Origin of the sequence: Mesorhizobium sp. WSM3879, from assembly GCF_002294915.1 — a bacterium.
Taxonomy (GTDB): Bacteria; Pseudomonadota; Alphaproteobacteria; order Rhizobiales; family Rhizobiaceae; genus Mesorhizobium.
Map to the genome: position 1 here is coordinate 81,226 of NZ_NSFZ01000007.1, position 22,450 is coordinate 103,675.

General features: G+C 64.8%; 26 protein-coding genes. 8 read left to right on the forward strand and 18 right to left on the reverse strand.

Annotation, left to right across the window (positions count from 1 at the left end; translation table 11 throughout):
• Window positions 1-21: 21 nt before the first annotated feature.
• On the reverse strand, window positions 22-819 hold the full coding sequence (locus tag CK218_RS17235) for an N-formylglutamate amidohydrolase (protein ID WP_095828365.1): 798 nt from the start codon (window positions 817-819) through the stop codon (window positions 22-24).
• Between the two features lie 215 nt (window positions 820-1,034).
• On the opposite strand from CK218_RS17235, the gene CK218_RS17240 reads away from it, so the two are divergent.
• Both CK218_RS17240 and pyk read left to right on the forward strand, forming a co-directional pair.
• Window positions 1,035-1,553: a DUF1036 domain-containing protein gene (locus CK218_RS17240; RefSeq protein WP_170950279.1), complete on the forward strand. Its 519-nt coding sequence runs from the start codon at window positions 1,035-1,037 to the stop codon at window positions 1,551-1,553.
• Window positions 1,550-2,977 (forward strand): pyruvate kinase, encoded by a 1,428-nt coding sequence (gene pyk, locus CK218_RS17245; protein WP_095828366.1) that lies wholly within the window; start codon window positions 1,550-1,552, stop codon window positions 2,975-2,977. The genes CK218_RS17240 and pyk overlap by 4 nt, the downstream gene beginning before the upstream one ends.
• Before the next feature lie 151 nt (window positions 2,978-3,128).
• Here the strand turns inward: pyk and CK218_RS17250 are convergent, their stop codons facing one another.
• The 3 genes from CK218_RS17250 to ykgO form a co-directional block, all read right to left on the reverse strand.
• Window positions 3,129-4,187, reverse strand: coding sequence for an alpha/beta hydrolase (locus CK218_RS17250; RefSeq protein WP_095828367.1), 1,059 nt, complete (start codon window positions 4,185-4,187; stop codon window positions 3,129-3,131).
• A gap of 244 nt (window positions 4,188-4,431) precedes the next feature.
• Window positions 4,432-5,049: a hypothetical protein gene (locus CK218_RS17255; RefSeq protein ID WP_095828368.1), complete on the reverse strand. Its 618-nt coding sequence runs from the start codon at window positions 5,047-5,049 to the stop codon at window positions 4,432-4,434.
• Window positions 5,050-5,160: 111 nt separating this feature from the next.
• On the reverse strand, window positions 5,161-5,286 hold the full coding sequence (ykgO, locus tag CK218_RS17260; protein ID WP_040974291.1) for a type B 50S ribosomal protein L36: 126 nt from the start codon (window positions 5,284-5,286) through the stop codon (window positions 5,161-5,163).
• Window positions 5,287-5,621: 335 nt separating this feature from the next.
• Between ykgO and CK218_RS17265 the strand changes: the two genes are divergently transcribed.
• Window positions 5,622-6,038 carry a lysozyme inhibitor LprI family protein gene (locus CK218_RS17265; RefSeq protein ID WP_095828482.1) on the forward strand — a complete coding sequence of 139 codons (417 nt, stop codon included), beginning with the start codon at window positions 5,622-5,624 and terminating at the stop codon, window positions 6,036-6,038.
• Between the two features lie 6 nt (window positions 6,039-6,044).
• On the opposite strand, the gene CK218_RS17270 is transcribed toward CK218_RS17265, so the two are convergent.
• The 8 genes from CK218_RS17270 to CK218_RS17305 all read right to left on the reverse strand — a co-directional run bounded on the left by CK218_RS17270 (window position 6,045) and on the right by CK218_RS17305 (window position 12,497).
• A complete protein-coding gene (locus CK218_RS17270) occupies window positions 6,045-7,121 on the reverse strand; it encodes a 5-(carboxyamino)imidazole ribonucleotide synthase (RefSeq protein WP_095828369.1) in 1,077 nt (358 codons plus the stop codon).
• Window positions 7,118-7,615 (reverse strand): 5-(carboxyamino)imidazole ribonucleotide mutase, encoded by a 498-nt coding sequence (gene purE / locus CK218_RS17275; protein ID WP_095782534.1) that lies wholly within the window; start codon window positions 7,613-7,615, stop codon window positions 7,118-7,120. The genes CK218_RS17270 and purE overlap by 4 nt, the downstream gene beginning before the upstream one ends.
• A 91-nt stretch (window positions 7,616-7,706) precedes the next feature.
• Window positions 7,707-8,912, reverse strand: a complete 1,206-nt coding sequence (locus CK218_RS17280) for an aminotransferase class V-fold PLP-dependent enzyme (protein WP_095828370.1) — start codon at window positions 8,910-8,912, stop codon at window positions 7,707-7,709.
• A gap of 17 nt (window positions 8,913-8,929) precedes the next feature.
• Window positions 8,930-9,391, reverse strand: a complete 462-nt coding sequence (locus tag CK218_RS17285) for a RidA family protein (protein WP_095828371.1) — start codon at window positions 9,389-9,391, stop codon at window positions 8,930-8,932.
• 37 nt (window positions 9,392-9,428) lie between these two features.
• Complete coding sequence (locus tag CK218_RS17290) at window positions 9,429-10,223, reverse strand: amino acid ABC transporter ATP-binding protein (RefSeq protein ID WP_095778132.1); 795 nt, start codon at window positions 10,221-10,223, stop codon at window positions 9,429-9,431.
• Between the two features lie 4 nt (window positions 10,224-10,227).
• Window positions 10,228-10,878, reverse strand: coding sequence for an amino acid ABC transporter permease (locus CK218_RS17295; protein ID WP_095778133.1), 651 nt, complete (start codon window positions 10,876-10,878; stop codon window positions 10,228-10,230).
• Window positions 10,878-11,543, reverse strand: a complete 666-nt coding sequence (locus CK218_RS17300; protein WP_067319366.1) for an amino acid ABC transporter permease — start codon at window positions 11,541-11,543, stop codon at window positions 10,878-10,880. Before CK218_RS17300 ends, CK218_RS17295 begins: the two co-directional genes overlap by 1 nt.
• A 123-nt stretch (window positions 11,544-11,666) precedes the next feature.
• Window positions 11,667-12,497: a transporter substrate-binding domain-containing protein gene (locus CK218_RS17305; protein WP_197504271.1), complete on the reverse strand. Its 831-nt coding sequence runs from the start codon at window positions 12,495-12,497 to the stop codon at window positions 11,667-11,669.
• A 163-nt stretch (window positions 12,498-12,660) separates the two neighbouring features.
• Between CK218_RS17305 and CK218_RS17310 the strand changes: the two genes are divergently transcribed.
• A complete protein-coding gene (locus tag CK218_RS17310; RefSeq protein ID WP_095828372.1) occupies window positions 12,661-13,461 on the forward strand; it encodes an IclR family transcriptional regulator in 801 nt (266 codons plus the stop codon).
• 24 nt (window positions 13,462-13,485) lie between these two features.
• On the opposite strand, the gene CK218_RS17315 is transcribed toward CK218_RS17310, so the two are convergent.
• Window positions 13,486-13,689, reverse strand: a complete 204-nt coding sequence (locus CK218_RS17315) for a DUF465 domain-containing protein (RefSeq protein WP_067001951.1) — start codon at window positions 13,687-13,689, stop codon at window positions 13,486-13,488.
• A 235-nt stretch (window positions 13,690-13,924) separates the two neighbouring features.
• Here CK218_RS17315 and CK218_RS17320 point away from each other — a divergent pair, with 235 nt between their 5' ends.
• The 3 genes from CK218_RS17320 to CK218_RS17330 all read left to right on the forward strand — a co-directional run bounded on the left by CK218_RS17320 (window position 13,925) and on the right by CK218_RS17330 (window position 16,472).
• A complete protein-coding gene (locus CK218_RS17320; RefSeq protein WP_040998838.1) occupies window positions 13,925-14,104 on the forward strand; it encodes a YdcH family protein in 180 nt (59 codons plus the stop codon).
• 253 nt (window positions 14,105-14,357) lie between these two features.
• A complete protein-coding gene (ispG, locus tag CK218_RS17325) occupies window positions 14,358-15,608 on the forward strand; it encodes a flavodoxin-dependent (E)-4-hydroxy-3-methylbut-2-enyl-diphosphate synthase (RefSeq protein ID WP_095828483.1) in 1,251 nt (416 codons plus the stop codon).
• A 3-nt stretch (window positions 15,609-15,611) separates the two neighbouring features.
• Window positions 15,612-16,472 carry a lytic transglycosylase domain-containing protein gene (locus tag CK218_RS17330; RefSeq protein ID WP_095799807.1) on the forward strand — a complete coding sequence of 287 codons (861 nt, stop codon included), beginning with the start codon at window positions 15,612-15,614 and terminating at the stop codon, window positions 16,470-16,472.
• A gap of 1 nt (window position 16,473) precedes the next feature.
• Here CK218_RS17330 and CK218_RS17335 read toward each other — a convergent pair whose 3' ends face one another.
• The 5 genes from CK218_RS17335 to CK218_RS17355 all read right to left on the reverse strand — a co-directional run bounded on the left by CK218_RS17335 (window position 16,474) and on the right by CK218_RS17355 (window position 21,411).
• A complete protein-coding gene (locus tag CK218_RS17335) occupies window positions 16,474-18,804 on the reverse strand; it encodes a response regulator (RefSeq protein ID WP_095828373.1) in 2,331 nt (776 codons plus the stop codon).
• A gap of 124 nt (window positions 18,805-18,928) precedes the next feature.
• Window positions 18,929-19,270, reverse strand: coding sequence for a hypothetical protein (locus tag CK218_RS17340; RefSeq protein WP_095828374.1), 342 nt, complete (start codon window positions 19,268-19,270; stop codon window positions 18,929-18,931).
• Window positions 19,267-20,154, reverse strand: coding sequence for an NAD(P)-dependent oxidoreductase (locus CK218_RS17345; protein WP_095828375.1), 888 nt, complete (start codon window positions 20,152-20,154; stop codon window positions 19,267-19,269). The genes CK218_RS17340 and CK218_RS17345 overlap by 4 nt, the downstream gene beginning before the upstream one ends.
• Window positions 20,151-20,687 (reverse strand): gluconokinase, encoded by a 537-nt coding sequence (locus tag CK218_RS17350; RefSeq protein WP_095828376.1) that lies wholly within the window; start codon window positions 20,685-20,687, stop codon window positions 20,151-20,153. The genes CK218_RS17345 and CK218_RS17350 overlap by 4 nt, the downstream gene beginning before the upstream one ends.
• Window positions 20,656-21,411 carry an SDR family oxidoreductase gene (locus tag CK218_RS17355; protein ID WP_095828377.1) on the reverse strand — a complete coding sequence of 252 codons (756 nt, stop codon included), beginning with the start codon at window positions 21,409-21,411 and terminating at the stop codon, window positions 20,656-20,658. The genes CK218_RS17350 and CK218_RS17355 overlap by 32 nt, the downstream gene beginning before the upstream one ends.
• 78 nt (window positions 21,412-21,489) lie before the next feature.
• On the opposite strand from CK218_RS17355, the gene CK218_RS17360 reads away from it, so the two are divergent.
• Complete coding sequence (locus CK218_RS17360) at window positions 21,490-22,437, forward strand: 2-hydroxyacid dehydrogenase (protein WP_095828378.1); 948 nt, start codon at window positions 21,490-21,492, stop codon at window positions 22,435-22,437.
• The last annotated feature ends 13 nt before the right edge of the window (window positions 22,438-22,450 follow it).

The following is a 22,450-nucleotide window of genomic DNA, read 5'->3' on the forward strand; positions in this document are numbered from 1 at the left end:
CCCCGGCCTCTCGGTCGTTTTTTAGGCCGGCCCGGTGCGCGAGCCGAACATCTTCACCTCGTGTATATCGGCACGCCGGTCGACGGCGTCAACGATCGGAGCCAATCGCTCCGCCCATTGAACAGCGCCAGCGCGGTCGGCGATCAAGTCCTGACGGATCTCGAGCAGGGCATGGGCATAGCCGTTGACAATGGCATGGCGGAACATGGTGTCGCCGCGCAGCGCGCCGTCATAGGGCTCGTTGTCGCCGACGATGAGCGCCTTGTCTTCGGCCAGCATGTCGATCAGCGGCCGCGCAACGCGGTCGTCGCGGTCCCACAAGATGCCGACATGCCAGGGGCGGATGAAGCCTTGCATGCGAGGGGTGAAGGAGTGCACCGAGAAGATGAACGGCGCTTTGCCGGAGGCCTGCGCCACCGAGGAAATCATGGCCCCGACGGCGTCGTGATAGGGGCGATAGAAGCGGTCGAGCCGTCTCTCCCGCTCCTCGGCGGCCATGGGATAGTTTCCGGGCACGACGGTGCCGTCATAGAGCTGGCGGATCAGCGTCGGGTCGTCCTCGCCCCGGTTGGGGTCGATCAGAAGGCGGGAGAAGCCGGCCAGCACGGCCGGCGCATCGAGCACCGCCGCCAACTCGCGCGTCACCGTCTCGACGCCGATATCATAGGCGATGTGGCGCTCGAACTCGGCAGCCGGCAGGCCGAGGCTGCCATATTCTTCCGGCAGGTCGCGGCGGGCGTGATCGGCCAGAAGCACGATGCCCTTCTTGCGGTCGCCCTCGACGATGTCGAAGGGCGCGAAAGCTGTGGATCGGGTCATCGGCTGAAAACGGTCTGTTCGCTGGCGTCCGGGCGGGGTGGTATCGTCATTCCACGAAGAGGACTGAGGCGCAATGCCGTTGTTTGGCCACGGTTTCTGCAAAGAATCCCGGATGGGACGCCAAATCGTCCACCGGACCCCTTCTAAATCGATTGGAATTGAATAAAACGGCGCGTTGACATGCGCCCGGAGTTTGCTGAAAAGGTGCTTCGACGATGCAGATGTGGTTCGCCAAGGGTTTTGGATTGGGTTGCGCCGGCAGGCTGCGCAAGCGCCTGAGCCTGCCGCTCCTGATCTTTGGCGCGGGCCTGTGCGCGCTCGCCGCGACCTCGCCGGCGCGCGCCGACTTCCGCGTCTGCAACGCGACGCAGAACCTGGTCGGCGTCGGCATCGGCTATCGGGCGAAGGCCGGCTGGATCACAGAGGGCTGGTGGCACATCGAGGGATCGACCTGCAAGACGCTGATCGAGGGGCCGCTGTCATCAAGGTTTTACTATCTTTATGCAGAAGACGCCGAGCGCGGCGGGCGTTGGGACGGCCCGATCAACATGTGCGTCGCCGAAAAAGAGTTCAAGATTGCCGGCGTGAATGATTGCGTCGCCCGGGGCTTTCAGCGCGCCGGATTTCAGGAATATGACACGGGCGAGCAGGCAAGCTGGATGGTCCAGCTGACTGACGAGCCCGCAACGGGCGGCGCGCCAGCGGCCCCCGCTCCGGGAACGAACAATCAATGAGACGTAACCGCAAGGTCAAGATCCTCGCCACCATCGGTCCGGCTTCCTCCTCCGAGGAGATGCTGCGAAAGCTCTTCGAGGCAGGCGCCGACGTCTTCCGCATCAATATGAGCCATACCGACCACGAGCTAATGCGCACGCTTGTCGGCCGCATCCGGGCCGTCGAGGCGGCAGTTGGGCGGCCGATCGGCATTCTCGCCGATCTGCAGGGGCCAAAGCTCAGGGTCGGCAAGTTCGCCAATGGCAAGGAAGCGCTGACCGTCGGCCAGACCTTCACGCTGGATGACAGTCCGGAACCCGGCACGTCGAAGCGCGTCTACCTGCCGCATCCGGAAATCCTGAACTCGGTCGAGGCCGGTCACCGTCTTTTGATCGATGACGGCAAGCTGGAGCTCAAGGCGGTCAAGAGCGACGGCAAGTCGATCACCTGCACGGTGGTCGCCGGCACCGGCATCTCCGACAAGAAGGGCGTCAGCCTGCCCGACACCGATCTGCCGGTCGGCGCGCTGACCGAAAAGGATCGCGCCGATCTCGACGCGGTGCTGGCGGCAAGCGTCGATTGGGTGGCGCTGTCCTTCGTGCAGCGGCCGGAGGATCTGGCCGAAGCGCGCAAGATCGCGCGCGGCCGGGCCCTGATCATGGCCAAGATCGAAAAGCCGCAGGCGGTGGCGCGCCTGGCCGAGATCATCGAACTCTCCGACGCGCTGATGGTCGCACGCGGCGATCTCGGCGTCGAGATGCCGCTCGAGGCGGTGCCCGGCATTCAGAAGCAGATCACGCGCGCCGCCCGCCGCGCCGGCAAGCCGGTGGTGATCGCGACCCAGATGCTGGAATCGATGATCACCGCACCCGTGCCGACCCGCGCGGAGGTCTCGGATGTGTCGATCGCCGTCTTCGAAGGCGCGGACGCGATCATGCTTTCGGCCGAATCCGCCGCCGGCGCCTACCCGGTCGAGGCGGTCGCGATGATGAACCGCATTGCCACCAAGGTCGAAGCCGACCCGACTTATGCCGGCATCATCAACGCCCAGCGCTCGGAACCGGAAGCGACCGGGGCCGACGCCATTTCGCTCGCTGCGCGCGAGATCGCGGAGACGCTGAAACTGTCGGCGATCATTTCCTACACCGCCTCTGGAACAACTGGTCTGCGCGCCGCGCGCGAACGGCCGCAAGTGCCGATCGTGGCGCTGTCGCCGATCGTCAACACGGCGCGCCGGCTCTCGCTTCTGTGGGGTACGCATTGCGTGGTCTCGGAGGACGCTATCGACCTCGACGATATGGTCGACCGCGCCTGCCGCATTGCCCTCGAGGAAGGCTTCGGCAAGCCGGGCGACCGCGTCATCATCACGGCGGGCGTGCCGCTGAGGACGCCCGGCTCGACCAACATGCTGCGCATCGCCTATGTCGGATCAGAGACGCACTAAGCTATGCCCGTATTCAGGTGGGACCGGCCTGTGAAGCGCGCCTCCCTGCGCTTCCGGGGCCCATGTGGTTAACTCGCTCCGCTCCGGTTCTGGGAATCCGCTCTGCTCGGCTCGGCCTAATTTGAATCTCGATGCCCTTCCGGTCCCGAGCTTAGCCCGGCGCCAGCTCGGCGTCCGGCACCTTCAGTTCCGGGTACCTGTCAGCGCCTTGCGCGTCGCCGGCGATGCGGCTTTCCACAACGCTCGCCATCGACTGCAGGTCGACCGGCGCGCCGGCCGCCCTTTCGATGGCGCCGACGACGAGGTCCGGGGCGATCCAGTCGGGCTTGTGGCCGAGATTCGCGACCCAGACCAGCTCGGCGCCGGGAATGTCGCGTTCGAGGCCGACGGAATGGACCGTGGCATAGACCACCTTGTCGCGATCGCCGGAGATGACCAAGGTCGGCGCCTTGATCTCACGGTACCCAGGCGAGGCCGCGCGCACATAGTCGTAAAGTCGGGCCACATCGCGGGCGTTGGCGCGGAAGGCGGGCGGCCTCAGCACAAGCGGAATGGAAGCCTTGCCGATATAGCCCTTCGGCACGTTGTTCGGTGAAAACACGCAGGCCGTGGCATTGCCGATCCGCAGCATGCCCGCCGCGTAAGCAATGGTCTCGGAAAACAGCCAGCCGACAACCGGAACAGCCGTCAATTTGTAATACCAGGCGGTCGCGCCGCCCGGCCACGGATGGCTGACGGGCGCCAGGAAGACGAGGCCGAGCGTCTTTTGCGGATGCTGGCGCGCGAAGGCGGTGGTGACCGCGCCGCCGAAGGAATGGCCGACGATGATCGCCCTTGCGATGCCGAGCCGATCCATCAGAGCGGCGACAGTGTCGGCCTGCGTCGCCAGTGTTTCGTTGTCGCCGCGCTCGGACCAGCCGAAGCCCGGTCGGTCGAGGAACAGCAGCTCGGCGCGGCCCTCGAGCAGAGGCCTCAGCGGCAGCATCTGGTCCTTGAGATTGGCACTGGCGCCATGGATGAAGACGACAGGCGGCAGACCGGCGCCGGCGGCGGGGACGTGGACATAATGGATGCGGGCACCATCGATGTCGGCGAATGCGCCGATCGGCGGATTGCGACGCTCGATCAGCCAGACGCCGGCGCGGGTAATGCCGGCAAGGGCGATGAGGAAGGCAACGAGGAGGAGGAGCGCGAGGCAGATGAGGTACATGCGGAAAGTACGAGGGCGAGTGGATTTAGTTTAGGAGCACGGTGAGTTTGGCGAGCTGGCGGCCTGCTGCCAGCCCCAATTATTGCCCGCTTCGGTGGAGTATCGCAAACGTTCGGCTTGGCCGGGCTTGTCAAGGTCGTCGTCACCTTGCGCGAAGGCTGCAGCGTTCTGCACCACCGTCGCGGCGCGGAAAGTCAGGGCGTGGGTCGTTGGCTCAAGCCCGAGGATGACGAAGAGCTGCCCCTCAAATGCCCTCGCCGGCCAGGTCTTCCGACAGCGTCGAGACCTGGCCCTGGGCGCTGCGCATCATCGGATAGATGGTGAGCACCTTCTGCCAGGCTTCCAGCGCCGACTGCTTGTGGCCGGTCTCGGCCATGATCTGCGCGAGACCCGACAGCGCGCCGAAATGGCGCGGTTCGAGCCGCAGCGTGTGGTCGATGTCCGACATCGACTTTCCATAGTTCTTCATCAGGAAATGCACGGTAGCGCGGCGGTTCCAGCCTTCGGCATAATCGGGCTGCAAGGTCACCACCTGATCGAGGAAATCGAGCGCGACGTCGAATTTCTGGTCTTCCGCCGCCCTTTGCGCCCATCGCATCATCAGGTCGATCGAGGCGCTGCCGGACTGGTTCCACTCATTCCAGATGCGGCCGGCGATGCGTTCGGCGGCCTTCTCGTTGCGCTCGCGTCTGAGATCGGCAAAGAGCTGGTCGAGCCGTCCCTGCCTGGTCGAGGCGACCGGCGGCGGCGTGATGGCGGGCGGCGGCGAAGCGGCGGGCGGCGTGGCCTCATGCTGCGCCGAAGCGGGCAAGGTCGTTCCGGAAAGGACGAGGGCAATGAAGAATGCAAAAAGAATCCGCATGTCCGGAATCTAGTCCCGGACGGCGGATCGTCAAAATGATTTTAGCGTGAGAGGGCCGGCGAACCGGCAGTCGACATCAGCGGGCGCGGCGCTTAGCGCCGCGCGCAAGTCTCAGCCCTGGCGCGCCTTGTAGCGCGGAGCGGTCTTGTTGATGATGTAGATGCGTCCCTTGCGGCGAACCAGCCGGTTGTCGCGGTGACGCGCCTTGAGCGCCTTGAGCGAGTTCTTGATCTTCATGGTCTTGCCTGTTCGGTCGGGGGCCCGGTCCCGGGCCGAATTTTAAAGGCGCGCCCGAAAAAAGCGCGCCTTGAACTTGCGTGGCTCATAAACGAGGAGCCTTGCCCGTGTCAACCGCAAGCGGGCGGCTCTTATGCCGCAAATGGTGCGCTGATCAAATATTCGCCATAGGGAACGCGCGGCATTGCGCGACTCAGAGGCGGCTGGAATGTTGCGGGCCACGCCAGAGCGGGACATAGGTCCCCTCCGGTTATGTCTATTTGTTTAGCCGCATTTCTGCGACGCCAAGCGATTCCTCTAGGTTGCAGATGCTCTCAGCGAAACGGAGTCTTATCATGCGCCGTCTCTTTCTGCCCGCATGCCTTGTCCTCATCGCGACGGTTCCGGCTGCATGGGCCGAGGACTGCGACCGCAGCGACGAAAGCCAGTCGATGATGAATATCTGCGCCAATGCCGATTATCAGGCGGCCGATGCCAAGCTCAACGCCGCCTACAAGGATATTGTCGGCCGCAACGACGAGAAGGCCAACAAGTTGCTGCAGACCGCACAGCGCGCCTGGATCACCTTCCGCGACGCCGAATGCGCCTATTCGACCGCCGACAGCGAGGGCGGTTCCATCCACCCGATGGAGGTTTCGCAATGCCTGACGGAACTGACCACCGAGCGCACCAAGCAACTCACCTCCGGCCCCAACTGCCAGGAAGGCGATCCGAGCTGCGCCAGCCCGGACGAGGACGAAGACGTGCAGTAGTCGGCGTTAGCGCCGACGCTCAATGCGCGTGAAATGGCCCATCTTGCGGCCGGGCCGCGACTCGGCCTTGCCGTAGAGATGCAGCATCACGCCGGGCTCGGCGAGCAGCGCCGGAACCTTCAGCATGTCATCGCCGATCAGGTTTTCCATGACACAGTCGGAATGCCGTGCAGGCGAGCCCAGCGGCAGGCCGGCGATGGCGCGGATATGCTGTTCGAACTGCGAAACGATGCAGGCGGCTTCCGTCCAGTGGCCGGAATTGTGGACACGCGGCGCCAGCTCATTGGCTAAAAGCGAACCGTCGGCAAGCACGAAGAACTCGACGCCGATGACGCCGACATAGTCGAGCGCCGCAAGGATTTTTGCTGCCGCTTGCTTCGCCGCCGATGCGGTGTCCGGTGCGATGGCGGCCGGCAATGTCGACGTTCGCAATATGCCTTCGCGATGGATATTCTCGGCCGGATCGTAGGCGGCAACCGAGCCGTCCTGCCCGCGCGCGGCAATCACCGAAATCTCGCGCTCGAAAGCGACCAGCGATTCGAGGATCAGCGGCACATTGCCCATCGCCTCGCAGGTGCCGGCAAAGCCGCCGGTCTCCATGTTGCGGAAGACGCGCTGGCCTTTGCCGTCATAGCCCATGCGGCGCGTCTTCAGCACGCCGCTGCCGCTGAATTTCTTCAGCGCGGCCGTCAGCTGCTCGTCATTGTCCACTGGGCAGAATTCGGCTGTGGGAACGCCGATGCCGTTCAGGAAGCTTTTTTCGGTCACGCGATCCTGCGCGATTTCCAGCGCGCGGGCCGGCGGACAGACGGGAACGCGCGCCGCGAGTGTCTGCGCCGCTTGAACCGGGACGTTCTCGAATTCGTAAGTGACGACAGCGCTGGCGCCGGCCAGTTCGGCAAGGGCCGCCGGATCGTCATAGGCGGCGACGATCTGACGGTTGGCGACCTGCGCCGCCGGGCTGTCGGCCTGTGGCTCCAGGACAATGGTGCGATAGCCGAGGCGGGCGGCGGCCATCGCCAGCATGCGGCCGAGCTGGCCGCCGCCGATGATGCCGATGGTCGATCCCGGGGCCAGGCTCACGGGGTATCCGCCGGCTCGGTGGCGACCTTGGCGGTCTGTGCGGTGCGCCAGGCATCGAGGCGGGCGGCGAGTTTTTCATCGCTCAGCGCCAGGACGGCCGCGGCCAGAAGGGCGGCGTTGGCGGCACCGGCCTTGCCGATCGCTAACGTGCCGACCGGAATGCCGGCCGGCATCTGCACGATCGAGAGCAGCGAATCCTGGCCGGACAACGCCTTGGATTCCACCGGCACGCCGAAGACGGGCAGCGGCGTCATCGCCGCCGTCATGCCGGGCAGGTGCGCCGCGCCGCCGGCGCCGGCGATAATCACCTTGTAGCCGGCCGCCTTGGCGCCCTTGGCGAATTCATAGAGGCGGTCCGGCGTGCGGTGTGCCGAGACGATCAGCTTTTTGTGCGGGATGCCCAGCGCATCCAGCGTTTCCGCCGCCTGGCGCATCGTCGCCCAGTCGGACTGGCTGCCCATGATGATGGCGACGTCGACACGCTGATCGGTCAAGGTTTTCGCTCCCGGCGGCAAAGGCGCGCCTTAGCGGAATTCGCCGACAGCCGCAAGGATTGTCGCGGCTGTGGGCCGACGGTGGCGAGGTCTAGTCCGGCCAGCGCAGCGCCCCGGATGAATCCTTGCGCGCCGCTTTCATCGCATCCGCGGGACGCTCCTTCGCGGTCAGAACCGCGCGCAGCCGCTCGGCGACGATCTCGGCCTCGCCGGGATGGAGATTGCAGGGGTCGAGGAAGAAGTGTCCGCGCTCGACCTCATGGTTGCGCACGATGACGGGCGGTGAGCCGGCGGCCAAAGCCGAGGCTAGGCCCGCGGCGGTGAAGCGGCTCTCCGGACGGACGAAGACCTGCAGGCGGTCGAGCGGGTTGGCGGTTGGGTCGGGCACGATCTCAGCGCCAATGCCCGGAATGCCTTGCAGCGCATCCTTCCACAGATCGAGCGCCGCCTCTTCGCGCCGGCGAATGCCGGTATGGTCGCGCTTTTCCCAAGCGTCGAGCGCCGCCATGGTGCCGGCGATGCTTTCCTTGCCGACCTTCATGGCCCGCGCGACGCCGCGATTCTGCAGATAGGCGGCGCGCACCAGGTCCTTGCGGCCGGTGACGATGCCGCTGGTCGGGCCACTCAGGAATTTGTGGCCGCTGTAGACGACGATGTCGGCGCCCTGCGCGAGGAAGGTCCGCAGATCGTATTCCGAAGCGGCATCGACGATCACCGGCACATTCTTGGCGTGGCAGATCTCGCAGAACTCCTCCAGCGAAAGCATGCCGTATTGCACCGTGTGGTGGGCGACGACGTAAAGCGCGGCCGCGGTGCGCTCGTTGATCGCCTCGCGCACGTGGTAATCCTGCGTGACGCTGACGGTGCCCGCCGGAATGACCTTGGCGCCGGCCACGCGGATCGACTGATCGATCGGCGCGCCGTAATGGACGATATGGCCGAGCTGGATGACGACCTCCGATTTCAGCCCTTCGGTGTCGTCGGGCAGCCGTTCGATGGCCAGCAGGTTCGTGCCGGTCATCGCGCCGGCGATCGCCATGGTGATGCCTGAGGCGCAGCAGGCGGTGATGAAGCCGGCCTCGCCGCCGGTGAGACGGGCGACGACTGCGCTCGCGGCGCGCTGCAAATCGTCCATCTCCACCCATTGCGAGGCGATCTCGGCCATGGCGCTGATCGCTTCCGGGACGATGATGGAAGCGCCGAGCGTCGTCATCGTGCCCGAGACGTTGATGATCGGACGGAGTCCCAGCCGCTCGCGGATCGTGGTGTTGGAGCCGTTCTCGGAATAGGTTTTCATGGCAGCAGATCCCAGTGTCAGGCGGCGATCTCGACGACCGCTTCGATTTCGACGGTGATGTTTCCAGGCAGCGAGCCGACACCGATCGCCGAACGCGCGTGGCCGCCGATCTTGTCGAAGACATCGGCGAAGAGATCGGAGCAGCCATTGACCACCTTCGGGTGATCGCTGAAGGTCGGCGTCGCATTGACGAAGCCGAGCAGCTTGACGACGCGTACGATGCGCCCGAGGTCGCCCGCCGCCGCGTGCATGACGGCAAGCAGGTTGAGGCCGGTGAGCCGGGCATGTTCATAGGCCTGTTCGACGGTGACGTCCTCGCCGACCTTGCCGGTGCAAAGCGTGCCGTCGGCGCGCAGCGGCCCCTGGCCCGAAAGGAAGATCAGCCGGCCGCTCTCGGCATGGGTGACGAAGTTGGCGATGGGCGTCGGCGGCTCGGGCAGCCTCAGGCCGAGTTCGGCGAGCCGGGTGTAAGGCGTCATGGAAGAATGCTCCTTGGATGGCATTTGCCATCCGATGTCAGAATTGCGAGGCGCGGAAGCGCGCCAAAAAAGTCCGCAGGCGCTCGTTCGTAGTCTCCGCGGCAAGCACCTCCTTCGGCGGCCCGACGGCACTGACGCCGCCGTCGGCCATGAAGACGATGCGGCTTGAGGCGTCGCGGGCGAAGGCCATCTCATGCGTCACCATCACCATGGTCATGCCGTCCTCGGCGAGGCTTTTCACCACGGCCAGAACCTCGCCGACGAGTTCCGGATCGAGGGCCGAGGTGATCTCGTCGAGCAGCAGGATCTTCGGCTCCATGGCGACGGCGCGGGCGATGCCGACACGCTGCTGCTGCCCGCCGGAAAGCTCGGCGGGCAGGCTGTCGGCCTTGTGGGCGAGACCGACACGACCCAGCCAGTGGTCGGCGATCGAGCGCGCCTCGCCGCTGCTCTTGCCGCGTACCTTGGTGAGGCCGAGCATGATGTTGCCGGCCGCCGTCAGATGCGGGAACAGGTTGAAGCCCTGGAACACCATGCCCGTCTCGGCGCGCATGGCGGCCAAGTCGCGCTCGCTGCGGCGCTGGCGCGCACCGCCGTCGCGAAAACCGACCTCCTTGCCGTCGATGCGGATCGAGCCGCTGTCGTAGCTTTCGAGGAAGTTGACGCAGCGCAGCAGCGTGGTCTTGCCGCTGCCGGACGGTCCGATGATGGCGACCACCTCGCCCTTCGCCACCTTGAGGCTGACCGAGCGCAGCACCTCGACCGAGCCAAAGGATTTCGAGACCTCGGCGATATCGAGAAGCGCAGGGCTGTTATCGGAAGTGGTGGCCATCGTGCTATTCCCGGATGAAGGCAAAGCGCTGCTCCAGCCGTCGGCTGGCAAGCGAAAGCGCGTAGTTGACGCCGAAATAGAGAAGGGCGCCGAGGATATAGAGCGGCATCGCTTCATAGGTGCGGCCGATGACCTGGTTGATGGCCTGCATCAGATCGGTGATGCCGAGCAGCGAGACCAACGCGCTGCCCTTGACCGCGTCGGTGACGCCGTTGATCCAAGGCGGCAGGAAGCGGCGGAAGGCCTGCGGGAAAATCACGTAGGTAAGGCGCTGGCGAAAGGTCAGGCCGATCGCCATCGCCGCTTCCGACTGGCCTTTCGGGATCGAGGCGACCGCGCCACGCAGATATTCGACGACCTGCGCGGTCTTGAACAAGGTCAGCGCCAGCACCGCCGCCCAGAAGGACTGGAGATGCACGCCGACGGCCGGCAGGCCGTAATAGACAAAGAAGATCAGCACCAGGATCGGGATGCCGCGGACGGTGTCGCTGAAGATCCGCACCGCCCAGCGCAAGGGTGCGGGCCCGTAGACGAGGCCGACGCCGAAGACCACGCCGGCGATCAGCGACAGCACCACGACCAGCAGCGACACCCAAAGCGTCAGCGCGAAGCCTTCGGCGAGGAACGGCAGGGCGTAAGCGATCTGGCCAAGCATCAGCGCGCCGTCCTATACCAGCGCTCGACCAGCCGGAGCGCGAAGAGCAGGGCGTAACCCGTCACCAGATACATCGCCGTCACCACCAGATAGACCTCGACGATGCGGAAGGTGTTGAAGTTGATCCACTGCGCGCCATAGGTCAGCTCGGGCACCGAGATGACGGAAGCGACGGACGTGTCCTTGAACAGCGAGATGAAGGTGTTGGAAAGCGCCGGCAGGGTGATGCGCATCATCGTCGGCAGCCGCACATGGACAAGCCGCTGCCATGGCGTAAGGCCGATCGCCTTGCCGGCATCGATCTGGCCGCGCGGCACGGCTTCGAGGCCGGATCGGAACACTTCGACCAGATAGGCGCCGCTGTAGACGGCAAGCGTGGCGACGAAGGACGTCTGCGCGCTGTAGGCCAGGTCGATGACGGTCGGCAGACCGTAGAAGACCAGATAGACCAAGAGGATCAGCGGCACGTTGCGGATGAATTCGACGTAAGACGCGATAATGCCGCGCACGACGCGCCCGGCCGAGACATACCAGACGGCCAGCACCAGCCCGATGACAATGCCGATGGCGATCGAGATCACCGCAAGCTCGAGGCTGAGCAACAGTCCGCCCCACAGCTTGTCGAAATGGCGCCAGATCAGGTTGAAATTGAGCGTATAGCCCATGCGTCCGTCTCAATGGCCTGTGGTGACGATCCAGAATTCGCCACTGCAGGAGCCGGTGTCGAGGAGAACAGGCGGAAGGGCGCTCGCTGAGTCCCTCCGCCGGCTAAAGTCAGACAGGCCTCGTCAGATGACCGGGAAGCCCGGATGACGCGGCGGCGGTTCCTGGCCGAAATATTCCTTGAAGGCAGCGTCGTAGAGCGCCGTCTCGTGGCCGAACATGGCGATGGTGAAGGTCTGGTTGACGTAGGTCAGCCAGTCGAGGTCGCCCTGCCTGATGGCCGCGCCGTAAAGCATCGAATACCAGCTCTTGCCGGCGTCGAAATATTTGTCCGGGTTGCGCGAGGCGAGCCAGCGCACGGTGGAGAGGTCGACTGCGGCGGCGTCGACGCGCTTGGATTCCAGCGCCTGCAGCACGTTGGCCTGGGTGTCGATCTGCATCACCTGCGCCTGCGGCAGGGCAAAGTGCACCGAGTTTTCGGCATCGACATTCTGCAGGATCGAGATGCGCGTGGCGGAGCCGTTCGCCAGCAGCTTGTCGAAAGTCTTGTTCTCGGAGCCGGGCAGCGTCAGCAGCGCGACGCCTTCGACATAGTAGGGGCGCGAGAAGTGGATCAGCTGCGAGCGCTGCGCCGTCATGGTCATGAACTGGATGGTGATGTCGACCTTGTTGGTGGTCACGTTCGGAATGCGCTGCGCCGGATCCTGCATGACGAATTCGACCTTGGTCGGGTCATCGAAAAGGCCCTTGGCGAGGATGCGCCCCATGGTGATGTCCATGCCGACCAGCTCGCCGGCATCGTTCTCGAAATGCCACGGCGCGTTGGTGCTGCCGGTGCCGACGATCAGCTTGCCGCGATCGAGCGCGGTGCGCAGCACGCTGTCGGACGCGGCTTGCGCGGCGGCCTTCTCGGCGCTGACCGCGGTGAGCGCGCCGGCGGTGGCAAGTCCGGCCATTCCCAATTTCAGAAAATCACGTCTTCCGGATGTGTCGTTCACGGCGACCTCCTTTGGTGGTGTGTTCCCCATGAATACACGCGTCAGCAATCGATATACGATTGTCTCTTACAAGAGACGTATGTATCCTGTACAAGACAGATACTAACACCGGGAAGCGACAATGCAAGATGGCGAAACACTGACCGAGTGGCAGTCCGGAAGTTCGGACGAAGAAAGGCCCGCGAACTCTCGCGAAAAGGGTCTCAACCGCGCGCTGCACATTCTGGAGTTCCTGCATGCCACGCAGCGCGCGATCGGCATCGGCGAACTGGCCAAGGGGCTCAACGCCCCCCGCTCGACGACTTACACGCTCGTTCGCGAGCTGGTCGGTGCCGGTCTCCTGGAGATGGCCGGCGACGGCAACCGCGTCTATTTCGGCAAGAAGCTTTACCTCTACGGAATGGCCTATATGCGCGGCAACGACCTGCTCAGGCGCGGACGGCAGGAGGTCGACACGCTGTCGCGCGAGACGGGCGAGACCTCGGAGCTGTGCATGCTGCAGAGCGGCCGCTACACGATCGTCCATTCGAGCCCGGGCACCAGGCCGTTCCGCATCAGCTCGGCGACCGGCCTGCAGATCCCGCTGCCGTGGACCGCGTCGGGCCGGCTGCTGCTCGCCGGCCTGGAACGCAGCCGGATCGAGGCGATGATCTCCCAGGACGACCTCGTGCTGCCGGATGGCCGCAAGATCGAGCTCGACGACTTCATCGACGACATCGCAAAAGCCCGCGTCAGCGGCTATTGCGTGACGTCGGGCCTTGTCGACGCCTATACCAAATGCTTGGCGGCGCCGGTCTTTTCAGCGCCCGGGAAGATCGAGGCGACGATGTGCCTGGTGGTTCCGATCGACACGTCGGAAGATCGGACAGGCGAGCTGGTCGCGCTGCTGCGTGACCGCGCCGCGCGGCTTTCGATCTCTTAGCCGTCGAGCGTAAGAAGCTGCCGGTCAGGCGATGATGTCGGGGATGATGCGGTCTTCCAGCGCCATCAGCCGGTCCTTCAGCATCAGCTTCTTCTTCTTCATGCGCTGGATCTGCAGCGGGTCGCAACCCATGGCGATCATCGCATTGATGGCGGCGTCGAAATCGGCGTGTTCCTGTTTGAGCCGGGAATATTCGAGGCGTATCTCAGCCTGTTCCTGTTCGGACATTATCTACCGTCTGCGTATGCGTCGCCCAGGGATGGGCCTTTGGGCGGGGCCGGTGGGGTTTGTGACCGGCGCGCCGCTGATATCACATTTCACATTGTCGTGGAATGCTACCACGCGGCATTCGACATCGAGATTGGTTGGTGGCAAACTGTCATCGTGCCGTCACAGTTGCGACCTGCGGTGGACGTGCCTGAGACGGCTGCAATCGAGGAATCCATGAAAGGGAGAACCAATCATGTCTCTTGCATCCCATCTTGATGAGCTGCAGCGGAAGCACGGCGACATCGAGCGCGAGCTTATCGACGCGATGAATCATCCTTCGGTAGACGACCTCGAGATCGCCACTCTCAAGCGGCGCAAGCTGGCAATCAAGGACGAGATTGAAAAGCTGAAGGCGAAACCGACGGCACACTGAAACTCCTCTAGGCAACATAACCGCACCCGTCGGGTGCAACCCAACCGGTGGCAAGAATGCCGCCGGTCTGGCGAGTTTACGCTGAATTTCCTGACTCTTCCTGGAATGCAACCGCAGCCCGATGTGGGCTGCTGAACCGCACGGCCGCCAACCAAGCGCAGCCGATTTGCGGACCGTGGCTGTCACCGGCCATTGACAAGCCATCTTTGCTCCGCCACCTCATGCCCGGAACTTCCAGATGAAGGCGGCCGGCATGACCGGATATTTTTCTTCTCCTTTCCCGCGCCGCGCATCGGTCGGCGTCGATGTCGGCGGCGTGATGGTCGGCGGCGGCGCGCCGGTCGTCGTGCAGTCGATGACCAACACCGATACCGCCGACATCGATCAAACCGTTGCCCAGGTGGCGGCGCTGCATCGCGCCGGCTCGGAGATCGTGCGCATCACCGTCGACCGCGACGAAAGCGCCGCCGCCGTGCCGCGCATCCGTGATCGGCTGGCCCGGCTCGGCGTCAACGCGCCGCTGGTCGGCGACTTCCACTATATCGGTCACAAGCTGCTCGCCGATCACCCGGCCTGCGCCGAGGCGCTGGCGAAATACCGCATCAACCCCGGCAATGTCGGCTTCAAGGAAAAGAAGGACCGCCAGTTCGCCGCGATCGTCGAGATGGCGATCAGATACGACAAGCCGGTGCGCATCGGCGTCAACTGGGGCTCGCTCGACCAGGAGCTCTTGACCCGGCTGATGGATGACAACCAGGGCCGGGGCTCGCCGCTCACCGCCCAGGAAGTCACCCGCGAGGCGATCGTGCAGTCGGCGATCCTGTCGGCGGAGATGGCGGAAGAGATCGGGCTCGGCCGCGACAAGATCATCCTGTCGGCCAAGGTCAGCGGCGTCCAGGATCTGATCGCCGTCTATACCGAGCTTGCGACCCGCTCCAACCATGCGCTGCATCTCGGGCTGACCGAGGCCGGCATGGGCACCAAGGGCATCGTCGCTTCCTCGGCTGCCATGGGTATCCTCCTGCAGCAGGGCATCGGCGACACGATCCGCATCTCGCTGACGCCGGAGCCGAACGGCGACCGCACGCGCGAGGTGCAGGTGTCGCAGGAACTTTTGCAGACGATGGGCTTCCGGCAGTTCGTGCCGATCGTCGCGGCCTGCCCCGGCTGCGGCCGCACGACCTCCACCGTCTTCCAGGAGCTGGCCCAAAGCATCCAGGCCGACATCCGCAAGAACATGCCGGTGTGGCGCGAGAAATATCCGGGCGTCGAGAACCTCAAGGTCGCGGTGATGGGCTGCATCGTCAACGGCCCCGGCGAATCCAAGCATGCCGATATCGGCATATCTTTGCCCGGAACCGGCGAGTCGCCGACGGCGCCGGTGTTCATCGACGGCAAGAAGGCGGCGACGCTGCGTGGTCCCTCGATCGCGCAGGATTTCGAAAAGATGGTCGCCGACTATATCGAGCAGCGGTACGGACACGGCAAAGCCGCCGCGGAATGAGCCATGCAGCGCTTGCTCAGGACGGCACTGATCCTGATTTGCGCGCTGATCCCTGCCGGTCAGGCATTCGCCGATCCGCCGCAGTCGCGATCGGCCGCAAAACGGCTGATCAATCGCGTCTGTGACCTGATCGAGACCCAGGCCGAGCAAAATGGCCTACCCAAGGATTTCTTCGCCCGGCTGATCTGGAAGGAGAGCCGCTTCGATCCCAATGCGGTGAGCCCCGTGGGCGCCGAGGGCATCGCCCAGTTCATGCCGGGCACCGCCAAGCTGCGCGGGCTTGCCGATCCGTTCGACATCGGACAGGCGATCCCCGCCTCGGCCAAGTATCTTGCCGAGATGAAGGCGGGCTACGGCAATCTCGGCCTCGCGGCGGCCGCCTACAATGCGGGCGAGAACCGCGTGTCGCGCTGGCTCTCCTCCGGCGGCTTCCTGCCGATGGAGACCGAAAGCTATGTCTTCGACATCATGGGCGAGCCGGTCGACAAGTTCTCGGACACCGCCTATGCCGGCACGATCCGGCCGCTCGATCCGAAGATGAGCTTCGCGGTCGCCTGCCGCAGGCTGCCGGTGATCATGTCGCGGACCGTCGCCATGGCCTCGATCAACGTCAAGCCGTGGGGCGTCCAGGTGGCCGGCAATTTCCGCCGCTCCGCCGCAATCAGCCAGTGGTTGCGGGTTCGCGGCCGATTCCCTTCCCTGCTTGGCAGCCATGATCCTGTGGTCAGCCGCGTGCGCACGCCGATCGGCCGGCGCGGCATCTATGCGGTCAGGATCGGTGCCGACTCGCGCGCCGAGGCCAACGGCATCTGCAATAAGCTGCAAAGCGTCGGCGGGGCGTGCCTGGTTATGCGAAACCGGTAGCTCAAGCCGTCTTCGCCGCCACCGTCTCGCTGAGCCAGGTGCCGATCTTCGCGCCGAGGCGGTCGGGAGAGACCGGCTTCGGCAGGTAGTCGTCCATGCCGGCTTCCATGCATTTTTCGCGGTCGCCCTTCAGCGCATGCGCGGTGACGCCTATGATCGGCGTATGGCTGCCGCTCTGCCCTTCGATGGCGCGGATGGCGCGCGTCGCCTCGTAACCGTTCATCTCAGGCATGGAGACGTCCATCAGCACCAGCCTCGGGCGCAGCGAGCGGTACATCTCAACCGCGGTGCGGCCATTGCCGGCAATGCGATAGCTGAGGCCGAGGCCGTTGAGGATCTGGCCGAAGACCAATTGGTTCACGTCATTGTCCTCGGCGATCAGGATATCGATCGGACCGCTCGGCGCCGCCGCCGGCTCGGGCGAGAGGACCGGAACGGCTGGACCACGGATGACGGTGAAGGGCGGCGGAGCCGACTGGACGACGACCGGCTCGCGCACGAAATGCGCCTTGCCGCCTTGCGTGCGCGCCTTCTGGATGGCGGAGATCACGGTGCCGAGCAGCACCGCCGAACGCGCCGGCTTGGTGAGATGCGCGACGATGCCGAAATCGATCACCAGTCGGCCGAAATCGACCTGGTCGACCGAAGTGAGCAGCACGACCGGAATGGAAGACAGGCGGCTGTCGGCGGCGATCGCCTTGGCGACATCGGCGCCGTTCATGCCGGGCATCTGGTAGTCAAGGATGATGCAGTCGACCGAAGCGCCGAGCTGGCAGGCGCGGTCGAGAAAGGCGAGGCCGACGGCGCCGCTTTCGGCCGCGGCGCAGTCGAAGCTCCAGCTGCGCAGCTGCTCGAGCAGGATCTCGCGATTGACCGGGTTGTCGTCGATGACCAGGACGCGGGCGCCGGTGACGTCGACCGGCACGATCTCATCGCGCGCTTGCTGATTGTGTGCCGGCAGCGGTACGGCGAACCAGAAGACCGAGCCGCGGCCGATCTCGCTTTCAACGCCGATCTTGCCGCCCATCAGGTCGACGAGGCGGGCGGAGATGGCAAGGCCGAGCCCGGTGCCTTCGTGACGACGGGTGGACGAGCCGTCGACCTGGGCGAATTTCTCGAACACGCTCTGCAGCTTTTCGGCAGGGATTCCAATGCCGGTGTCCTCGACGCGGACCTTGAGCTGGACGGTTCCGTCGATCACATCGCCGCCGACATCGATCAGCACATGCCCCTTCTCGGTGAACTTCACCGCATTGCCGAGCAGGTTGGTAACGATCTGGCGGAAACGGCCGGCGTCGCCGACGACGAAGCCAGGTAGGCGCGGGTCGACGCGCACGATGAGCTCGAGGTTCTTTTCGGCAACGCGGGCCGAGACCAGGGTGGCCACGTCCTCGACCGCTTCGGCCAGGCGGAACGGGGCGGGGTCGAGCGTCAGCTGGCCGGCATTGATCTTCGAGAAATCGAGAATGTCGTTGATGATGGTGAGCAGCGCGTTGCCGGATTTGACGATGACGTCGGTGAAGGTCTTCTGGCGCGGCGTCAGCTCGGTCTTGGCGAGAAGCTCGGCCATGCCGAGCACGCCGTTCATCGGCGTGCGGATCTCATGGCTCATATTGGCGAGGAATTCCGACTTGGCCCGGTCGGCCGCCTCGGCCTTGAACAACGATGCGGCGGTTTCGGCGAAGGCGCGGCGGATCGCGTTCTCCATCGGCCGGAAGATCAGAACCGCGGCGATGGCGATGACGGCGATCAGCAGGCCGCTCGCCCATAAGAGCAGCCGGTCGCTGGCGGCATCGGCGAGGCGCCGCTCGTCATCGAGCGCGGTGCGCACGCGCACCAGCATCGGCTGGGCGAAAAGATCGTTCTGGTTGCGGATCTCGCGGTAGCTCCATTCGTCGACTGTCTGGGCCACCGACATCAGGTTGAAATTGCGCACCATGTCGCGCGCCGACCAGAACAGATCGTCGTTCACCGAAGCGGATTCGAGCGCATTGAGCGTATTCTTCGACAGCCGCGGCCTGATCGCCGCGAGCTGCGCGTTGAGGATTTCGATCTCGCCCATCAGCCGTTCGGAATGGCCGCGCGCGGCTGCGGTCAGCCCATCGCGGGTCTCAGCCCGCCACACGGTTCCGGTCGTCTCGGCGAAATTGGTGGCGTTGCGCAGGTCGCGCGAGAAGATGACGAAATTGGCGCTCAAGGCATCGACTTCGTGGCGGTATGAGTTCACGCGGTTGAGCGCGAACATGACGGCCGCCGAGGCCAGGGCAAAGACGAGCAATCCCGAAATATAGCGGACCCGGATCGACCGGATGAAGGAGGAATACTCCGGCATGCGTAACCCCAACCCAAACGCACAATTTTAACGGTCGGGATTACGCTTGATTTACATTAAGATTTCGTTGGTGCGGCTGCCTGTCTTGCCTGCGCATTTAGGGCTCAGGGCAGATTTAAGCACGTCAATCCGTCGACAGGGAAAACTCGTTTGCGATGGTGACGTGGTGGTGAATGCGTCCCTCGAAATACTTGGCCAACACCGCCTCAGTCGCGGCGCGAGATTCCGCGCGGGCGGGGCTCGCGAGCGCGGCCTCGACCGCGGCCATGTCGCGATAGTTGATTGCCAGGATCATCGGGAATTCCGGCGCGCCGTCGTCGCGCTTCTCGGCAAAGCTGACGCGTACGTCTAGCGCGCCCGGGAAAGCCTTCCACTTCGGCAGGACGGTTCTGATCACATCCTCGCGGAAGGCTTCGGTCTGGCCGTCCTTCACCTTGCCTTCAAACAGCGCATAGCGTGTGATCATGCTGCGGGCTCCTCATCCTTGCGTCGGAAAAATTCCATCAGTGCAGCCTGGTCCTCGCCACCCAGTCCGGCGGCCGTCAACAGCCGGTGCACTTCGGCGCAGACGGCCGTCAGCGGCATTGCGGTGTGCGTGCGCCGCGCCAGGTCCTGCGCAGCGTTGAGGTCCTTGACCATGTTGTCGATGCGGCCGGTGCGCCGGTAGTCGAGGGTCGCAAAACGCGGCAGGTATTCCTGCAGAATGGCGCTGTCGGCGCGGCCGCCTTTCAGCGCCTGCGGGATCTTGAGCGCGTCGACGCCGGCATCGAGCGCCAGCCGGGTCGCTTCCGCCACAGCCATGAAATTCAGGGCGCAGAGCACCTGGTTGATCAGCTTCGTCGTCTGCCCCGCACCGGCCGAGCCCATATGCGTATAGTTGCTGGCGACGTGGTGGAGCACCTTGTGCGCGTCCGCCACATCTTCCGCCTTGCCGCCGGCCATCAGCGTCAGCTCGCCGACGAGGGCTTTCGGCGCCCCGCCCGAGAGCGGAGAGTCGACCCAGCGCAGACTCCTTTCGCCGGCGTCCGCCGCCAGCTGGCGCGTCGCGTCGGGGTCGATAGACGACATGTCGATGATCAGCGTGCCGGGCTTCGCGCCAGCGGCGACGCCGCCATCGCCGAACACGGCGCGGCGCACGATCGCAGCGGAATTGAGGCTGAGGATGACGAAGTCGGCCGCTGCGGCGGCGGCGGCCGCGCTGGCCGCGGCGCTGGCGCCCTTCGCAACCAGCGTTTCCACCTTGACCGTGTCGAGATCGAACACGAAGAGCCGGTTGCCGGTAGCGAGCAGGCGTTCGCCGATCGCTCCGCCCATGGCGCCGGCACCGATTAGCGCGACTATGTTGGTCATGACGGTCGCTCCTCAAATCTGGACGTTATGTCCGCGACAATCTTTTCGAGCGGTGCGTCGATCGCCACCGCGATGGCATTCTCGTCTTTGGCCGGCACTTCCAGCGTCGCGAACTGGCTGTCGAGCAGGCTGGTCGGCATGAAATGCCCGGTGCGCTCGCTCATGCGCCGGGAAATCAGTTCACGCGAACCATCGAGATAGATGAACAGCACCGGCGCGCGGGCCTGCTCGGTGATGAAATCGCGATAGGCGCGCTTCAGCGCCGAACAACCTACGATGACCGGTGCGGGCTGCAGCCTCAGCGTTCCGCCGACTTTCGCAAGCCATGGCCACCTGTCGGCGTCGTCAAGCGGAATGCCTGCGCTCATCTTGGCGATGTTGGCTTCAGGGTGCAGCTTGTCGCCATCCACATACGTCGCCTGGATCGCACGGGCCAGCGCCTCGCCCACCGTCGTCTTGCCCGAACCGGTGACGCCCATGACAACCATGCGCGGCGGCAGGTCAGATCGAAGCTGTGATGCCGCCATCGACATAGAGGACATGTCCGTTGACAAAGGAAGAGGCGTCGGACGCCAGGAAGACGCAGGCGCCGACCAGTTCTTCGACCTTGCCCCAGCGGCCAGCCGGCGTGCGCTTTTCAAGCCAGGCGCTGAAGGCTGGGTCGGCGACAAGGGCCGCATTGAGCGGCGTGTCGAAATAACCGGGCGCGATGGCGTTGCATTGCAGGCCGTGCCTGGCCCAGTCGGTCGCCATGCCCTTGGTGAGATTGCCGACCGCGCCCTTGGTCGCCGTGTAGGGCGCGATCCCCGGTCGGGCGAGCGCGGTCTGCACGCTGGCGATGTTGATGATCTTGCCGCGGCCGCGCCGGATCATGTGGCGCGCCACAGCCTGGCCGACATGGAAGACGCTGGCGACATTGGTCTGCAGCAGGCGCTCGAACGCGTCGGCGGGAAAGTCCTCGAGCGGCGTACGGAACTGCATGCCGGCATTGTTGACCAGAATGTCTATCGCTCCGTGAGTCTGCTCGAACGCATCGATGGCGGCGCGTACCGCATCATGGTCGGTTGCATCGAAGGCCAGCGTCACAGCGCCGGGGATTTGCGCGGCCGCAACGGCGAGTTTTGCCTCGTCGCGGCCGTTGAGGACCACTTTGGCCCCGGCACCGGCGAGCCCTTTTGCCAAGGCAAAGCCGATGCCTTGCGAGGAGCCGGTGACGAGCGCGGTGCGCCCGGTGAGATCGAACAAGGTGGACGACATTTTCTCGATTGCCTCTCGTCGCTGTCCGTTTTATGTTATCGATAACATCACCTGTCAAGTCAACTGGAGCGAAAACCGATGCAGCGGCCCCATATCCTTCAGGTTGGACCTTATCCCGCGTGGGACGAGGTGCCGCTCAACGAAGCCTTCGTGGTGCATCGTTATTTCGCGGCCGAAGACAAGCCGTCCTTCCTCGCCGAGGTCGGGCCGCAGGTCCGCGCCATCGCCACCCGCGGCGAACTCGGCGCGAACCGCGCCATGATCGAGGCGTGCCCGGCACTCGAGGTCGTCTCGGTCTACGGCGTCGGCTTCGACGCGGTCGATCTGTCGGCGTGCCGAGAGCGCGCCGTGCGGGTCACCAATACGCCTGATGTGTTGACCAACGACGTCGCCGATCTCGGCATCGCCATGATGCTGTGCCTGTCGCGCGGCATGATCGGCGCCGAGCGCTGGGTGCGCGATGGCAGTTGGGCCTCTAAGGGCCTTTACCCGCTGAAGCGCCGAGTCTGGGGCCGGCGGGCCGGCGTGCTCGGCCTCGGCCGCATCGGCTATGAGGTGGCCAAGCGTCTGGCCGGCTTCGGCATGGATATCGCCTACAGCGACGTCGCGCCCAAGGATTTCGCCGCGGACTGGGAGTTCGTCGCCGATCCCGTCGCCCTGGCCGGCCGTTCGGATTTCCTGTTCGTGACGCTCGCGGCGTCGGCCGCGACGCGCCACATCGTCAATGGCGAGGTGATCGCGGCGCTTGGCGAGGACGGCATGCTGATCAACATTTCGCGCGCCTCCAATATCGACGAGGATGCGCTGCTCGATGCGCTCGAGAAGAAGGCGCTGGGGTCTGCCGCACTCGACGTTTTCGAGGGCGAGCCGAAGCTCAATCCGCGGTTCCTGGCGCTCGATAACGTCCTTTTGCAGCCGCACCATGCGTCGGGCACCATCGAGACGCGCAAGGCGATGGGCAAGCTGGTACGCGACAACCTTGCCGCCCATTTTGCTGGCCAGCCGTTGCTGACGCCGGTGCTGTGAAATTGCTTTACGC

Excerpts from the sequence above, each read along its gene's own strand:
- CK218_RS17235 (WP_095828365.1), bottom strand. The coding sequence starts at position 819 with ATGACCCGATCCACAGCTTTCGCGCCCTTCGACATCGTCGAGGGCGAC.
- CK218_RS17240 (WP_170950279.1), top strand. The coding sequence starts at position 1,035 with ATGCAGATGTGGTTCGCCAAGGGTTTTGGATTGGGTTGCGCCGGCAGG.
- pyk (WP_095828366.1), top strand. The coding sequence starts at position 1,550 with ATGAGACGTAACCGCAAGGTCAAGATCCTCGCCACCATCGGTCCGGCT.
- CK218_RS17250 (WP_095828367.1), bottom strand. The coding sequence starts at position 4,187 with ATGTACCTCATCTGCCTCGCGCTCCTCCTCCTCGTTGCCTTCCTCATC.
- CK218_RS17255 (WP_095828368.1), bottom strand. The coding sequence starts at position 5,049 with ATGCGGATTCTTTTTGCATTCTTCATTGCCCTCGTCCTTTCCGGAACG.
- ykgO (WP_040974291.1), bottom strand. The coding sequence starts at position 5,286 with ATGAAGATCAAGAACTCGCTCAAGGCGCTCAAGGCGCGTCACCGCGAC.
- CK218_RS17265 (WP_095828482.1), top strand. The coding sequence starts at position 5,622 with ATGCGCCGTCTCTTTCTGCCCGCATGCCTTGTCCTCATCGCGACGGTT.
- CK218_RS17280 (WP_095828370.1), bottom strand. The coding sequence starts at position 8,912 with ATGAAAACCTATTCCGAGAACGGCTCCAACACCACGATCCGCGAGCGG.
- CK218_RS17285 (WP_095828371.1), bottom strand. The coding sequence starts at position 9,391 with ATGACGCCTTACACCCGGCTCGCCGAACTCGGCCTGAGGCTGCCCGAG.
- CK218_RS17290 (WP_095778132.1), bottom strand. The coding sequence starts at position 10,223 with ATGGCCACCACTTCCGATAACAGCCCTGCGCTTCTCGATATCGCCGAG.
- CK218_RS17295 (WP_095778133.1), bottom strand. The coding sequence starts at position 10,878 with ATGCTTGGCCAGATCGCTTACGCCCTGCCGTTCCTCGCCGAAGGCTTC.
- CK218_RS17300 (WP_067319366.1), bottom strand. The coding sequence starts at position 11,543 with ATGGGCTATACGCTCAATTTCAACCTGATCTGGCGCCATTTCGACAAG.
- CK218_RS17305 (WP_197504271.1), bottom strand. The coding sequence starts at position 12,497 with ATGGCCGGACTTGCCACCGCCGGCGCGCTCACCGCGGTCAGCGCCGAG.
- CK218_RS17310 (WP_095828372.1), top strand. The coding sequence starts at position 12,661 with ATGCAAGATGGCGAAACACTGACCGAGTGGCAGTCCGGAAGTTCGGAC.
- CK218_RS17315 (WP_067001951.1), bottom strand. The coding sequence starts at position 13,689 with ATGTCCGAACAGGAACAGGCTGAGATACGCCTCGAATATTCCCGGCTC.
- CK218_RS17320 (WP_040998838.1), top strand. The coding sequence starts at position 13,925 with ATGTCTCTTGCATCCCATCTTGATGAGCTGCAGCGGAAGCACGGCGAC.
- ispG (WP_095828483.1), top strand. The coding sequence starts at position 14,358 with ATGACCGGATATTTTTCTTCTCCTTTCCCGCGCCGCGCATCGGTCGGC.
- CK218_RS17330 (WP_095799807.1), top strand. The coding sequence starts at position 15,612 with ATGCAGCGCTTGCTCAGGACGGCACTGATCCTGATTTGCGCGCTGATC.
- CK218_RS17335 (WP_095828373.1), bottom strand. The coding sequence starts at position 18,804 with ATGCCGGAGTATTCCTCCTTCATCCGGTCGATCCGGGTCCGCTATATT.
- CK218_RS17340 (WP_095828374.1), bottom strand. The coding sequence starts at position 19,270 with ATGATCACACGCTATGCGCTGTTTGAAGGCAAGGTGAAGGACGGCCAG.
- CK218_RS17345 (WP_095828375.1), bottom strand. The coding sequence starts at position 20,154 with ATGACCAACATAGTCGCGCTAATCGGTGCCGGCGCCATGGGCGGAGCG.
- CK218_RS17350 (WP_095828376.1), bottom strand. The coding sequence starts at position 20,687 with ATGTCGATGGCGGCATCACAGCTTCGATCTGACCTGCCGCCGCGCATG.
- CK218_RS17355 (WP_095828377.1), bottom strand. The coding sequence starts at position 21,411 with ATGTCGTCCACCTTGTTCGATCTCACCGGGCGCACCGCGCTCGTCACC.
- CK218_RS17360 (WP_095828378.1), top strand. The coding sequence starts at position 21,490 with ATGCAGCGGCCCCATATCCTTCAGGTTGGACCTTATCCCGCGTGGGAC.